This is a genomic window from Paracoccus sp. J39 (assembly GCF_000518925.1).
Classification (GTDB): domain Bacteria; phylum Pseudomonadota; class Alphaproteobacteria; order Rhodobacterales; family Rhodobacteraceae; genus Paracoccus.
The window spans coordinates 90571-103553 of record NZ_JAEN01000015.1; the positions used below are offsets into that span (position 1 = coordinate 90571).

The following is a 12983-nucleotide window of genomic DNA, read 5'->3' on the forward strand; positions in this document are numbered from 1 at the left end:
CAGGCCGGGCGCGGCTTGGGAACCGCGCCCGCGTTCAATCGGCTTTCCTGCCCTTGCCGGGCTTGGCCTTGCCGGCCGGCTTTTCCGTCCCGGCGGCGGGGCCGCCCGCCGCCCTGGCCGCCCGGCGCTCGGCCTTGGCGGCCTCTTTCTCGGCCGCCTTCGCCGCCTGTTTCGCGGCCTTGCGCTCGGCCTTCTCGGCTTCCTTCACGCGCTTCTTCTCGGCCTTCTCGGCCTCCTTGATGCGCTTCCTCTCGGCCTTGTCGGGCTTGGGCAGGACGGGACGGGCGGGCTTCGCCGCCTCGGCGGGGGCCGGTGCGGGCGGCGGCGCGGCGGGTGCGGCAGCGGCCGGCTCCGGCGATTCGCCCTGTTCCTTGCGGCGGCGCTTTTCGGCGGCGGCCCGGCGCATGGCCTGGGCCAGGGTCTTGCGCACTGCCTCGTCCTGCTCGCTTTCCTTCATCGCGCGCAGGTCGCGCTGCAGCGCCGTCAGTGCCGCCAGATCCAGCAGGCGAAGCGCCGCGGTCTGGGTCTGCTCGGCAAGCGCGTCCAGATCGCGCGAGGGGGTGGGGGTCTGATCGGCGGACTTGGCCATGGAGGCTTCTCCTTTCGGGCGCATTGCGCGCGGAATCTGCCATGCCGCGGCGGCGCTGGCCAGAGAAAGAACGCCCCGGCCTGCAGGACCGGGGCGCAAGACGGGGGAAATCCGGGCGCGAATTACTGCGCCGGGCCGGCCTCGGCGGTCTGCATCTCATGCGCCGGGGCAAGATAGCCGTTCGGCAGTTCGACCAGCGGCCCCTCCAGCGCCAGGCTTTCGGCGCGGGTGCGGACCTTGACCGCGGTGCCGCTGGGGATCTCGTCGAACAGGTCCATGATGTCCTGGTTGAACAGGCGGATGCAGCCGGCCGAGGTCGCCTTGCCGATCGAGGACGGGTCCATGGTGCCGTGGATGCGATACATGGTGTCGCGCCCGCCCTTGTAGAGATAGAGCGCGCGCGAGCCCAGCGGGTTGTCCACCCCGCCGCGCAGGCCGCCCTTCAGCGGGCCGTAAAGCTCGGGCTGGGTGCGGACCATGTTCGCCGTCGGCGTCCAGCTGGGCCAGGCATGCTTGCGGCCGATGGTGGCGGTGCCCTGGAAGTTCTTGCCGGCCTGGCCGACCGCCACGCCGAAGCGCATCGCCTCGCCGTTGCCCAGCACATGGTAGAGGAAGCGGGCATAGGGGTCGACCACGATGGTGCCCGGCGCCTCGGGACCGTTATAGGCGACGCGCTGGCGGCGGTTGCGCTCGGTCAGATAGGCGGGGCGGACGGCGTGGATCTCGATCGGCTCGCCATTCGGACCGGAATCGGTCCGGGCGCCGTAGACGCCCTGATCGGCGGCGGGCGGCTGGGCCGGGGTCTGGGGCGTGGGCGCGCAGGCGGCAAGGCCAAGGCCCATCGCCAGCATGAGCGGTGCAAGGCGCATCGGTGTTTCCCTTCGTAACGTGCCGCGCCCAGGGAGACGCGGCCGTGGCAGCAGTGACATTGCGTCAGATCACAGGCACCGTCCGAGCAGAGGACGGGCACGGTTTCTGCCCTTTTATCAGCCTTCCCGGGCCTCCGCCGTCAAGGCCGCGCCCCGCAGACCGGCGCAATCGTTACCAAACTGTTGCCGAATCGCGCGGTTTTCCGTGTCCGCCCGGCCGTAACCGGATCCGGACGCCTCGTCAGGGGCCGCGCCGGGGAACCCGGCCGCGCCGGAAATCGTTACCCCGCCAGACCGGTATTCGGGCCGGAAGCTTGAAAAGGAAGCGTTTCATGACCCTGACTGCCCTGCTTATCACCCTTATCATCGGCGCGATCGCCGGCTGGCTGGCCGGGCTGATCGTCAAAGGCCACGGCCAGGGACTGCTGATGAATATCGTCGTCGGCATCCTGGGCGCCGTCATCGCCGGCTGGCTGTTCCCCATGCTCGGGCTCGGCATGGGCGCATCGGCCCCGATCCTCGGCACGATCATCTTCGCCACCATCGGCGCGGTGATCCTGCTGGTGGTGCTGCGCCTGATCAAGCAGGCCTGATCGGAAACGAAAAGGGGGCCGCAAGCGGCCCCCTTTTGCATGGCCCGGCCGCCGGGTCAGGCGCGGGCGGGCTGCAGCGCCGGGCGCCCGGCCGTCTTCGCGCCGCGCAGGTAACGGCCATAGCCCAGGTCCTCGGCGGCGATATCCGGCCTGCGGCCCGAGATCAGGTCGGCGATCAGCCGCCCCGAGCCCGCCGACATGGTCCAGCCCAGCGTGCCGTGCCCGGTGTTCAGGTAAAGGTTCGGGATCGGCGTCGCGCCGACGATGGGCGTGCCGTCCGGGGTCATCGGGCGCAGCCCGGTCCAGAACAGCGCCTTGTCCGCATCGCCCGCCCCGCCGAACAGCTCGCCCACCGATTTCGCCAGCGTTTCCTTGCGCCGCGGGTTCAGGCTCAGGTCGTAGCCGGCGATCTCGGCCAGCCCGCCGACGCGGATGCGGTCGCCCAGGCGGGTGATCGCGACCTTGTAGGTCTCGTCCATCACCGTCGAAACCGGCGCGCGGCTTTCGTCCTGGATGTCGATGGTCAGCGAATAGCCCTTGAGCGGATAGACCGGCAGCTTCAGCCCCAGATGCCGCACTATGCGCGGCGAATAGGAACCCATGGCCAGCACATAGCGGTCGGCGGTCAGCCGGCCCTTGTCGGTGCGCACCGCGCTGATGCGGCCGCCCTCGGCCTCCAGCGCCTCGATGCTGACGCCCCAGCGGAAGGTCACGCCGGCCGCCGCCGCCATCTCGGCCAGACGGTTGGTAAAGAGGAAACAATCGCCGGTCTCGTCGCCCGGCAGGCGCAGCCCGCCGACGATCCGCTCGGCCGAACCGGCCAGCCCCGGCTCGGCGGCGACGCAGCCGTCGCGGTCCAGAACCTCGAAGGGCACGCCATCGGCCCTGAGCACCTCGATGTCCTTGCCGGCGGCGTCCAGCTGCTGCTGCTTGCGGAACACCTGCAAGGTGCCCTGCGTGCGCTCGTCATAGCGGATGCCGGTTTCGGCGCGCAGCTCGCCCAGGCAGTCGCGGCTGTATTCGGCCAGACGGACCATGCGGCTCTTGTTGACGGCATAGGCCGAGGAGGTGCAGTTCGCCAGCATCCGCGCCATCCAGGAGACGCGCTGCCAGTCCAGCCGGGGCTGGACCACCAGCGGCGCATGGCGCTGGAACATCCATTTCAGCGCCTTCAGCGGCACGCCCGGCGCTGCCCAGGGCGAGGAATAGCCGGGCGAGATCTCGCCGGCATTGGCGAAGCTGGTTTCCAGCGCCGGGCCGTCCTGCCGGTCGATCACCGTGACCTCATGCCCGGCCTTGGCCAGATACCAGGCCGAGGTGACACCCAGCACGCCCGCTCCAAGAATAATGACCTTCATCGTCGCGCACCCCCCAAATCCAAGTTGAGGGCAAGAATAGCAGCCCGTGCGGAAATGAATTCCCGATTCCGCCGCTGGATTGCGGTTCCTCGTCAAATTTATCCGAAGATATCGACAATATGTCGAATTTTCTTCGATCATCCCTGCCATTCGCGAAAGATCAGGCAGGCGCGGCAAGAATCGGCCTGCCCGATTGCAGCCCGGCGGGGCTGTGCCTAAGCTTGGCGCAATGTCCCAGGTTTCCCGGATCATGCCAGCCCCTGCCCGCAAGAGCCCCTTCGCCCCGTTCCGCCATCGCGATTTCCGCCTGCTCTGGTCGGCGACGCTGATCTCGAATTTCGGCGGGCTGGTGCAGGCGGTCGGCGCGGCCTGGATGATGACGCAGCTGACCGATTCGGCGACGCTGATCGCGCTGGTGCAGGCCTCGAACACCTTGCCGATCATGCTTTTCGCGCTGCTGTCCGGGGCGCTGGCCGACATCCTCGACCGCCGCACCCTGCTGCTGGGGGCGCAGATGTTCATGGCGCTGGTCTCGGTCCTGCTGGCGGTGCTGACCTGGCAGGGCTGGATGACGCCCCTGCTGCTCTTGTCGCTGACCTTCCTGATCGGGGTCGGGCAGGCGATCTACAACCCGCCCTGGCAAGCCAGCATGCAGGACCTGGTGCCGCGCGACGACCTGCCGGCGGCGGTGTCGCTGAACTCGGTCGGCTTCAACCTGATGCGCTCGGTCGGCCCGGCGGTGGGCGGCATCATCACCGCCGCCTTCGGTGCGGCGGCGGCCTTCGCGGTCAATGCGGTCAGCTACATCCCGCTGCTCGGCGCGCTGATGCGCTGGCATCCGGTGACGCCGCCGCGCGTCACCACGCCCGAGCCCTTCGTCGCCGCCGTGGGCGCCGGGCTGCGCTATGTGGCGCTGTCGCCGAACCTGATGCGGGTGCTGACGCGCGGGGCGCTGTTCGGCTTTTCGGCCATCGTCGTCATGGCGCTGCTGCCGCTGGTGGCCAAGCAGAACCCCTCGGGCGGCTCGCTGCTCTTCGGCCTGCTCCTGGGCTGCTTCGGCCTGGGCGCGATCTGCGGCGCGCTGATCAACCCGCATGTGCGCGAGCGACTGGACAACGAGAACGTGGTCCGCGTCGCCTTCGCCGCCTTCGGCGCCTCGGCCCTGCTGCTGGCGCTGACCGAAAGCACCTGGCTGCACGCGCTGGCCATGCTGCCGGCGGGGGCAAGCTGGGTGCTGGCACTGTCGCTGTTCAACGTCACGGTGCAGCTTTCGACGCCGCGCTGGGTGGTGGCGCGGGCGCTGGCGCTCTACCAGACCTCGGTCTTCGGCGGCATGGCGGCGGGCAGCTGGGCCTGGGGCTCGGTCGCCAACAATTACGACCTGGAGACGGCGCTGATCGCCGCCTCGGTGCCGCTGTTTCTGGGCGCGGTGCTGGGGCACTGGCTGCGCATCCCGGAATTCGGCACGCTGGACCTGGACCCGGTGAACCGCTTCCGCGAGCCCGAGCTGGCGCTTGACCTGCGCGGCCGCTCGGGCCCGATCATGGTGATGGTGGATTACGAGATCGATCAGCTGGACGTGCCGGAATTCCTGCGGCTGATGGCCTTGCGCCGCAACATCCGCCGCCGCGACGGGGCGCGCAACTGGGCGCTGCTGCGCGATCTGGAACATCCCGAACGCTGGACCGAAAGCTATCACATCGCCACCTGGGACGAATATGTCCGCCACAACCTGCGCCGCACCAAGGCCGATTTCGAGACCTATCAGGACATCAACAAGCTGCACCGCGGCAAGGAGCCGCCGGTCGTCCACCGCATGATCGAACGCCACACCGTCAGCCTGGACGACGACGTGCCGCTGGTCGGCAAGCTCGAGGTGCCCTGACCGCAAAGGCTTTACCGGCACGGAAAGCCGCACTAGCGTTTCCCCATGCTGCGCTATGTGATCCGCCGCCTGATCTCGCTTGGCCTGAGCCTGCTCGTGGCCTCGGCGCTGATCTTTTCGGTGGTCGAGCTGGTGCCGGGCGACCCGGCCGCCTTCATGCTGGGCACCGGCGCCCAGCCCGAGACGGTGGCGGCGCTGCGCCAGCAGATGGGCCTGGACCTGCCCTTGCCGCTGCGCTACCTGCACTGGCTGGGCGGCGTGCTGACCGGCGATCTGGGCCACAGCTTCACCTACAAGACGCCGGTGGCCGGGATGATCCTCGACCGCATGCAGGTCTCGCTGCCGCTGGCGCTGATGGCGCTGGCGCTGGCGGCGCTGATCGCCCTGCCCATCGGCATGTTCGCCGCCGCGCGCCGCGGCAGGGCGGGCGACACGGTGGTGATGGGGGCGACGCAGATCGGCATCGCGCTGCCGAATTTCTGGTTCGCCATGCTGCTGGTGCTGGTCTTCGCGGTGAATCTGCGGCTGCTGCCGGCCGGCGGCTTTCCGGGCTGGGACCATCCCGGCGCGGCGCTGAAATCCCTGATCCTGCCGGCTTTCGCGCTGGCCCTGCCGCAGGCGGCGATCCTGGCGCGCGTGCTGCGCTCGGCCCTGGTCGAGACGCTGGGACAGGACTACATCCGCACCGCCCGCGCCAAGGGGCTGAGCGCCGGGCAGGCATTGTCGCGCCATGCGCTGCGCAATGCGCTGATCCCGGTGCTGACCATCCTGGGGATGCAGTTTTCCTTCCTGCTGGCCGGGGCGATCATCATCGAGAATGTCTTCTACCTGCCGGGCCTCGGCCGGCTGATCTTTCAGGCCATCACCCAGCGCGACCTGATCGTGGTGCAAAGCGCGGTGCTGGTGCTGGTGGCGGCGGTGATCCTGGTCACCTTCCTTGTCGACCTGTCCTATGCGCTGGTCGACCCGAGGCTGCGCAGATGAGGGCCTCGCTGATCCTCGGCACCCTGCTTTCCGGGCTGGCGCTGGTCGCGGCGCTGGCTTCGTTCCTGTGGACGCCGGCGGACGTCACCCAGCTTGCCGTCGCGCAGAAGCTGCTGCCGCCCTCGGGCCAGCATTGGCTGGGCACCGACCATTTCGGCCGCGACATGCTGTCGATGATCATGGTCGGCGCGCGCACCTCGATCGCGGTGGCGCTGGTCGCGGTGGGCATCGGCATGGGTTTCGGCGTGCCGCTGGGCCTGCTCGCCGCGGCGCGCGGCGGCTGGATCGACGAGATCGTGATGCGCGGCAACGACCTGGTCTTCGCCTTCCCCAGCCTGGTCATCGCCATCCTCATCACCGCGGCGCTGGGGCCTTCGGCGCTGAACGCGATCATCGCCATCGGCATCTTCAACATCCCGGTCTTTGCCCGCGTCACCCGGGGCGCGGCGCTGCCGATCTGGACCTTGGACTATATCCGCGCCGCGCAGGTCGCCGGCAAGGGCGCGTCCCGCATCAGCGTCCAGCACATCCTGCCGAACATCGCCAACCTGCTGATCGTGCAGGGCACCATCCAGTTCAGCCTCGGCATCCTGGCCGAGGCGGGCCTTTCCTATGTCGGCCTTGGCGCGCAGCCGCCCACGCCCAGCTGGGGCCGGATGCTGGCCGAGGCGCAGACCATGGTGGCGCTGGCCCCGCATGTCGCCATTATCCCCGGCCTGGCCATCGTCGTCACCGTGCTGGGCCTCAACCTGCTGGGCGACGGCTTGCGCGACGCGCTGGACCTCAGATTGCGCAGGTCGCCATGATCGAACTCGCCAATCTCTCGGTCGAGATCGGCGCGCATGAGATCCTGCGCGACCTCGACCTGCAATTGCCGCCCGGCCGGATCACCGGGCTGGTCGGCGAAAGCGGCTCGGGCAAGTCCATGGCGGCGCTGGCGATCATGGGCCTTCTGCCCGAGGGCATGCGGGCCGAGGGCCGGGTTAACCTGGACGGCCTGAACCTGCTGGAACTGCCCGAGCGGGAGCTGTGCCGCATCCGCGGCAAACGCATCGGCATGATCTTTCAGGAGCCGATGACGGCGTTGAACCCGCTGATGACCATCGGCGACCAGGTGGCCGAGGTGCTGCGTATCCATCAGCGCCTGGACCGCAAGGCGGCGCTGGAACGTGCCCGCGACCGGCTGGACCGCGTCGGCCTGACCGCGCCGCGCTTTCCGCTGACGCTTTACCCGCACCAGCTTTCGGGCGGCCAGCGCCAGCGCGTCGCCATCGCGCTGGCCATCGCGCTGCGCCCCGACCTGCTGATCGCCGACGAGCCGACGACCGCGCTGGACGTGACCACGCAGGCCCGCATCCTCGACCTGCTGCGCGGGCTGGTGCGGGACGAGGGGATGGCGCTGCTGCTCATCACCCACGACCTTGCGGTGGTCTCGGGCATCGCCGACCGCGTGGCGGTCATGCAGCAGGGCCGCATCGTCGAGGAGGGTCCGACCGAGACGGTGTTCCGCCAGCAAAGCCACCCCTATACCCGGGCGCTGTTCGCCGCCTCGACCCATCAGCCGCGGCTGGTGCTGCCCGCCACGAAACCCCGGCCGCTGCTGCAGGTGGACGGGGCGGTGCGCGAATACCCCCTGCCCCGCCGCGGCCTGACCGCGCCGCGCGGCAGCCTGCGGGCGGTGGACGGGGTCAGCTTTCGCATCGAGGCCGGGGAATCGGTCGGACTGGTCGGCGAATCCGGCTGCGGGAAATCGACGCTGACGCGGGCGATCCTGGGCCTCGATCCGCTGCAGGGCGGCCGCATCCTGCTGGACGGGCAGGAAATCCGCGCCGGCCGTGCCATGCCGGCCGATCTGCGCGCCAGGATGCAGGTGGTGTTCCAGGACCCGTTCGGCAGCTTCGATCCGCGCTGGCGGGTCGAGCGGCTGGTGGCCGAACCCTTCCACCTGACCGGCCTGCCCCGCGACTGGCGCGAACAGGTGGCCGAGGCGCTGTTCGAGGTCGGAATCACCGGCGCCGAGGCCATGCGCCGGCGCATCCACGAATTCAGCGGCGGCCAGCGCCAGCGCATCGCCATCGCCCGGGCGCTGATCATCAAGCCGCGGCTGATCGTGCTGGACGAGGCGGTCAGCGCCCTGGACGTGCGGGTGCGGGCGCAGGTGCTGGACCTGCTGGCGCGGCTGCGGGTCAGCCATGGCCTGTCCTACCTGTTCATCAGCCACGACCTGGCGGTGGTGCGCCAGATCACCGACCGGGTGCTGATCATGGAGAAAGGCCGCATCGTCGAAAGCGGCCCGACCCACGCGGTGATGCAGGCGCCGCAGCACGCCTATACCCAAAGCCTGCTGGCCGCGACGCCGAGGATCCCGCCAGAATGGCAGGCTCACGAACAGGTCAGCGGGGTTGCACTTTCTTCGCCCGAACCATAGGTGCTGCGGGCTTGTTGAACGCAGACCCGAAGATGACACGCACAGATCACGGCCAGGGCCCGGCCATGGGCCGAAAATCCCGCCCGCCAGCGGCAAGACCCGGCCGGGGCGGCCTGGGCGGCGGCCCCTTGCCAGCGATGCCCGAATCGCCGATTCCCGACTGGGCGCCGCGCAACCGCACGCCCGATCCGCGGACCGAAGGCCCCGCACGCCCGGACACCTGCGGCGCCGAAAATCGCAATCCGGGGAAAAGCCAAAGCCACGCCCGACGGCAGGGCTTGCAACTTGCTGAATTTCCATGACCTTCATGGCAGCGGTCCGGCAGGCCCGGCCGTAACGACAACAGGCCCCGCGCAGCCGCAGGGCCTGTTGCTCCTCCCCTGTCATGGCGGCCAGCCTCCCCGCGTAGCCGCCCAGGTATCCTTCTGATCAGGCGTTGATCAATTCCGCCTGACGCACGATCACTTGTGCCTGACGGATGGACGCTATGTCAACCAGTCTACCTTTGTATACGGTCGCGCCGGCGCCGGTCCGTTTGGCCTCTTCCATCGCCGCCAGGATCTCGCGCGCCTCGGTCACCGCCTTTTCGCTGGGCGAGAACACCTCGTTCGCCAGCGCCACCTGCTTGGGATGGATCGCCCATTTGCCCACCATGCCCAGCGTGGCCGAGCGACGGGCCTGCGCCCGGAAACCCTCGTCGTCGCTGAAATCGCCGAAGGGGCCGTCGACCGGCAGCACGCCATGGGTGCGGCAGGCGGCGACGATGGCGGTCTGCGCCCAATGCCAGGGGTCCGACCAGTATTTCGCGCCCTCATGCAGCATGTAGTAGTTTTCCTGGGTGCCGCCGATGCCGGTGGTGGCCATGCCCATGCTGGCGGCGAAATCCGCCGCGCCCAGGCTCATCGCCTGCAGCCGCGGGCTCGCGGCGGCGATCTCCTCGACATGGGCGATGCCGGCGGCGGATTCGATGATCACCTCCAGCCCGATGCGCTTCTGCCGGCCCTTGGCGGCCTCGATGGCGGTCACCAGCGCGTCCACGGCATAGATGTCGGCGGCATTGCCGACCTTGGGGATCATGATCAGGTCCAGCCGCTCGCCGGCCTGCTCCAGCAGGTCCACCACGTCGCGATACCACCAGGGCGTGTCCAGCCCGTTGATGCGGACCGACAGCGTCTTGGTTCCCCAGTCGATGTCGCCGATGGCCTGGATGATGTTGCGCCGCGCCTGCTCCTTGTCGTCCGGCGCCACCGAATCCTCCAGATCCAGGTTGATGACATCGGCGGCCGAGCCGGCCATCTTGGCAAACAGCGCCTCGCGCGAGCCGGGTCCGAAAAGCTGGCAGCGGTTCAGGCGGGCGGGCGGGGCGGGTTGCGTGCGGAAGGACATGGCGTGCCTTTCGGGTAAGGATGTTTCAAACGTTGCTGCAAAACTGATAGATAGTTGCTGCATCTGCATCAAGCTGATTTTGCGCCTGCGAAAACGCCCGCATCTTGACGCCCTGCCGCTTTCGGCGCAGGACCGCGTTGCAAGCCTCTGGGACAGGAGAAACGACATGACCCGCACCGTCTATCTGAATGGCGACTACCTGCCGGAAACCGAGGCCAGGGTATCGATCTTCGACCGCGGCTTCGTGATGGGCGACGGCGTCTACGAGGTGACCAGCGTGCTGGACGGCAAGCTGCTGGATTTCGCCGGCCACATGAAGCGCCTGACCCGCTCGCTGGCCGAGCTGGGCATGGGCAACCCGCTGACGGACGAGGAATGGCTTCACGCGCATCGCCAGCTGGTGACGCTGAACGACGTGACCGAGGGCATGGTCTATCTGCAGGTGACGCGCGGCAATCCCGGCGACCGCGACTTCGCCTATCCGCCCGAGGACACGCCGCAGACCGTTGTGATGTTCACCCAGTCCAAGCCCGGCCTCGCCGCCAATCCGCAGGCGAGAACCGGCCTCCGGGTGATCTCGATCCCCGACCTGCGCTGGCACCGGCGCGACATCAAGACGGTGCAGCTGCTCTATCCCTCGATGGCCAAGATGGAGGCCAAGGCCAGGGGCGCCGACGACGCCTGGCTGGTCGAGGACGGCTTCGTGACCGAGGGCACCTCGAACAACACCTATATCGTCAAGGACGGCAAGATCGTCACCCGCCCGCTGTCGAACGACATCCTGCACGGCATCACCCGCGCCTCGCTGCTGCGCTATGCCGCCGAGGCGCAGATGCAGATCGAGGAACGCCCCTTCACCATCGAAGAGGCGCAGGCCGCGGACGAGGCCTTCTTCACCTCGGCCTCGGCCTTCGTGCTGCCGGTGGTCGAGATCGACGGCGTGAAGCTGGGCCAGGGCACGCCCGGCCCGGTGGCGACCCGCCTGCGCGAACTCTATCTGGAGGAATCGCTGAAGACGGCGGTCTGAGCCGCGACCAGCGGAAACCCAAGGGGCGCGCGGGACAGCCCGCGCGCCCCTTCGCGTTCCCTCCCCCGGGGATCAGGTCGCGGCGGTCTCGCGCACCAGGCTGATCGCGCGCACGTCGCGGGCCAGCGTGTCGCGCAGGATGGCGATGTCCTCGCCGTTCAGCACCACGCGCACATCGTCGCCGTCCTGCACCAGCTCGTATTCCTCGTCGCCGGCATAATCCTCGGCCAGGGTGATGGTGATGTTGTCCGCACCGCCATAGGCGATATCCGCCGCGCCGCCCGCATCGCTGCGCAGCATGATCAGATCCGCGCCGTCGCCGCCATCGACGATGTCGCCCGCCCCGGCATGGATCGTGTCGTTGCCCTCGCCGCCCAGCAGCGTATCCGGCCGCTCGGGGTCCGAGGCATCGGGCGACAGGATCAGGTCGTCGCCCTCCTCGCCGTCGATATAGACCGAACCGCCGTGATCCTCGATCCGGTCGTCGCCCTCGCCGCCGGTGATCGAGTGATGGCCCAGATTGGTGATGATCGTGTCATTGCCCAGCCCGCCGTCGATGGTATCGCTGCCCTCGTCGGCGCCCAGGTCCAGCGCGCCGTAAAGGTCGTCCCCGCTGCCCAGATAGATCTCGTCGTCGCCGCTGCCCGCCAGGACCGTATCGTCGCCATAGCCCGCGCCGATCAGGTCGTTGCCCGAACCGCCATCGATCAGGTCGTCGCCGTCATAGCCCAGGATGCCGTCATCGCCGTCGGTGCCGGTCAGGACATTGTCCTCCTCGTCGCCCTCGATCAGCGCATCGCCATGCAGCCGGGGATCGTCGGCGGGCCCTTCCGGCGGATGGTCGTCGTCATTGCCGGATACCAGCGAGCCGATACCGACAAGGCCCAGCAAGCCCAGCATCAGGAAAATGGTCTGGTTCATCACGAAGTCTCCAAAGCGGTCGCCGGCAAGATAGACCGGCCCCGCCCCGCCCGGCAACCGCCGGAACACGCCCGGGTTCTTTCTTGGGCAAATATCCCGCAGAGGGAGTCCGCCGCGCCCGCGGCGGACGGGGGACGCGAAGTCCCCCTGCGGCGCCGCCGCCGGTCAGTGCCCCAGGATCTGGGACAGGAACAGCTTGGTGCGTTCGGAGCGGGGGTTGTTGAAGAACTCCTTCGGGGTGTTCTGCTCGACGATCTGGCCCTGGTCCATGAAGATCACCCGATGCGCCACCGCCTGGGCGAAGCCCATCTCATGGGTGACGCACAGCATGGTCATGCCGTCCTCGGCCAGCTCGATCATGGTGTCCAGCACCTCCTTGATCATCTCGGGATCCAGCGCCGAGGTCGGCTCGTCGAACAGCATGATCCGCGGCCGCATGCACAGCGCCCGGGCGATGGCGACGCGCTGCTGCTGGCCGCCCGACAGCTGGCCGGGATATTTATGGGCCTGCTCGGGGATCTTGACCTTGGTCAGGAAATGCATGGCCGTCTCCTCGGCCTCGCGCTTGGGGATCTTGCGCACCCAGATCGGCGCCAGCGTGCAGTTCTCGAGGATGGTCAGATGCGGGAACAGGTTGAAATGCTGGAACACCATGCCGACCTCGGAGCGCACCTTGTCGATGTTCTTCAGGTCGTTGGTCAGCTCGGTCCCGTCCACGATGATCTTGCCGGACTGGTGCTCCTCCAGCCGGTTGATGCAGCGGATCAGCGTGGACTTGCCCGAGCCCGAGGGCCCGGCGATGACGATGCGCTCGCCCCGGCTGACCACCAGGTCGATGTCGCGCAGCACGTGGAAGGTGCCATACCATTTGTTGAGCTTGACGATCTCGATCGCGGTCTCGTCGCTCAGGGCGGGGGCGGGTGCGGTTCCGGTGGTCATGCAG

The 12983-nt window shown here is 68.6% G+C and carries 12 protein-coding genes; 6 read left to right on the forward strand and 6 right to left on the reverse strand.

Annotated elements, in window-relative coordinates:
- Positions 1-34: 34 nt before the first annotated feature.
- Positions 35-589: a hypothetical protein gene (locus L632_RS0115345; RefSeq protein ID WP_028713529.1), complete on the reverse strand. Its 555-nt coding sequence runs from the start codon at positions 587-589 to the stop codon at positions 35-37.
- A gap of 122 nt (positions 590-711) precedes the next feature.
- Positions 712-1458: a L,D-transpeptidase gene (locus tag L632_RS0115350; protein WP_028713530.1), complete on the reverse strand. Its 747-nt coding sequence runs from the start codon at positions 1456-1458 to the stop codon at positions 712-714.
- A 332-nt stretch (positions 1459-1790) separates the two neighbouring features.
- Between L632_RS0115350 and L632_RS0115355 the strand changes: the two genes are divergently transcribed.
- A complete protein-coding gene (locus L632_RS0115355; protein ID WP_028713531.1) occupies positions 1791-2051 on the forward strand; it encodes a GlsB/YeaQ/YmgE family stress response membrane protein in 261 nt (86 codons plus the stop codon).
- A 56-nt stretch (positions 2052-2107) separates the two neighbouring features.
- On the opposite strand, the gene L632_RS0115360 is transcribed toward L632_RS0115355, so the two are convergent.
- Positions 2108-3409 carry a D-amino acid dehydrogenase gene (locus tag L632_RS0115360; RefSeq protein ID WP_028713532.1) on the reverse strand — a complete coding sequence of 434 codons (1302 nt, stop codon included), beginning with the start codon at positions 3407-3409 and terminating at the stop codon, positions 2108-2110.
- 250 nt (positions 3410-3659) lie between these two features.
- Here L632_RS0115360 and L632_RS0115365 point away from each other — a divergent pair, with 250 nt between their 5' ends.
- Genes L632_RS0115365 through L632_RS0115380 form a run of 4 tightly spaced genes read left to right on the forward strand, consistent with a single transcriptional unit; the run spans position 3660 to position 8706 of the window.
- Entirely contained in the window at positions 3660-5294 is a 1635-nt protein-coding gene (locus L632_RS0115365; RefSeq protein WP_028713533.1) for an MFS transporter, read from the forward strand.
- Between the two features lie 45 nt (positions 5295-5339).
- Positions 5340-6278: an ABC transporter permease gene (locus tag L632_RS0115370; RefSeq protein ID WP_028713534.1), complete on the forward strand. Its 939-nt coding sequence runs from the start codon at positions 5340-5342 to the stop codon at positions 6276-6278.
- On the forward strand, positions 6275-7084 hold the full coding sequence (locus L632_RS0115375) for an ABC transporter permease (protein ID WP_028713535.1): 810 nt from the start codon (positions 6275-6277) through the stop codon (positions 7082-7084). The genes L632_RS0115370 and L632_RS0115375 overlap by 4 nt, the downstream gene beginning before the upstream one ends.
- Positions 7081-8706: an ABC transporter ATP-binding protein gene (locus L632_RS0115380; protein ID WP_028713536.1), complete on the forward strand. Its 1626-nt coding sequence runs from the start codon at positions 7081-7083 to the stop codon at positions 8704-8706. Before L632_RS0115375 ends, L632_RS0115380 begins: the two co-directional genes overlap by 4 nt.
- Positions 8707-9135: 429 nt before the next feature.
- On the opposite strand, the gene L632_RS0115385 is transcribed toward L632_RS0115380, so the two are convergent.
- The gene (locus L632_RS0115385) at positions 9136-10092 is read right to left on the reverse strand and encodes an L-malyl-CoA/beta-methylmalyl-CoA lyase (protein WP_028713537.1); all 957 of its coding nucleotides are present in this window, start codon (positions 10090-10092) and stop codon (positions 9136-9138) included.
- Between the two features lie 166 nt (positions 10093-10258).
- Between L632_RS0115385 and L632_RS0115390 the strand changes: the two genes are divergently transcribed.
- Complete coding sequence (locus tag L632_RS0115390) at positions 10259-11119, forward strand: D-amino-acid transaminase (protein WP_028713538.1); 861 nt, start codon at positions 10259-10261, stop codon at positions 11117-11119.
- A gap of 72 nt (positions 11120-11191) precedes the next feature.
- Here L632_RS0115390 and L632_RS0115395 read toward each other — a convergent pair whose 3' ends face one another.
- Positions 11192-12040 (reverse strand): calcium-binding protein, encoded by an 849-nt coding sequence (locus L632_RS0115395; protein WP_232215710.1) that lies wholly within the window; start codon positions 12038-12040, stop codon positions 11192-11194.
- A gap of 165 nt (positions 12041-12205) precedes the next feature.
- Positions 12206-12979, reverse strand: a complete 774-nt coding sequence (locus L632_RS0115400; protein WP_028713540.1) for an amino acid ABC transporter ATP-binding protein — start codon at positions 12977-12979, stop codon at positions 12206-12208.
- Positions 12980-12983: the final 4 nt, after the last annotated feature.

Excerpts from the sequence above, each read along its gene's own strand:
- L632_RS0115345 (WP_028713529.1), bottom strand. The coding sequence starts at position 589 with ATGGCCAAGTCCGCCGATCAGACCCCCACCCCCTCGCGCGATCTGGAC.
- L632_RS0115350 (WP_028713530.1), bottom strand. The coding sequence starts at position 1,458 with ATGCGCCTTGCACCGCTCATGCTGGCGATGGGCCTTGGCCTTGCCGCC.
- L632_RS0115355 (WP_028713531.1), top strand. The coding sequence starts at position 1,791 with ATGACCCTGACTGCCCTGCTTATCACCCTTATCATCGGCGCGATCGCC.
- L632_RS0115360 (WP_028713532.1), bottom strand. The coding sequence starts at position 3,409 with ATGAAGGTCATTATTCTTGGAGCGGGCGTGCTGGGTGTCACCTCGGCC.
- L632_RS0115365 (WP_028713533.1), top strand. The coding sequence starts at position 3,660 with ATGCCAGCCCCTGCCCGCAAGAGCCCCTTCGCCCCGTTCCGCCATCGC.
- L632_RS0115370 (WP_028713534.1), top strand. The coding sequence starts at position 5,340 with ATGCTGCGCTATGTGATCCGCCGCCTGATCTCGCTTGGCCTGAGCCTG.
- L632_RS0115375 (WP_028713535.1), top strand. The coding sequence starts at position 6,275 with ATGAGGGCCTCGCTGATCCTCGGCACCCTGCTTTCCGGGCTGGCGCTG.
- L632_RS0115380 (WP_028713536.1), top strand. The coding sequence starts at position 7,081 with ATGATCGAACTCGCCAATCTCTCGGTCGAGATCGGCGCGCATGAGATC.
- L632_RS0115385 (WP_028713537.1), bottom strand. The coding sequence starts at position 10,092 with ATGTCCTTCCGCACGCAACCCGCCCCGCCCGCCCGCCTGAACCGCTGC.
- L632_RS0115390 (WP_028713538.1), top strand. The coding sequence starts at position 10,259 with ATGACCCGCACCGTCTATCTGAATGGCGACTACCTGCCGGAAACCGAG.
- L632_RS0115395 (WP_232215710.1), bottom strand. The coding sequence starts at position 12,040 with ATGAACCAGACCATTTTCCTGATGCTGGGCTTGCTGGGCCTTGTCGGT.
- L632_RS0115400 (WP_028713540.1), bottom strand. The coding sequence starts at position 12,979 with ATGACCACCGGAACCGCACCCGCCCCCGCCCTGAGCGACGAGACCGCG.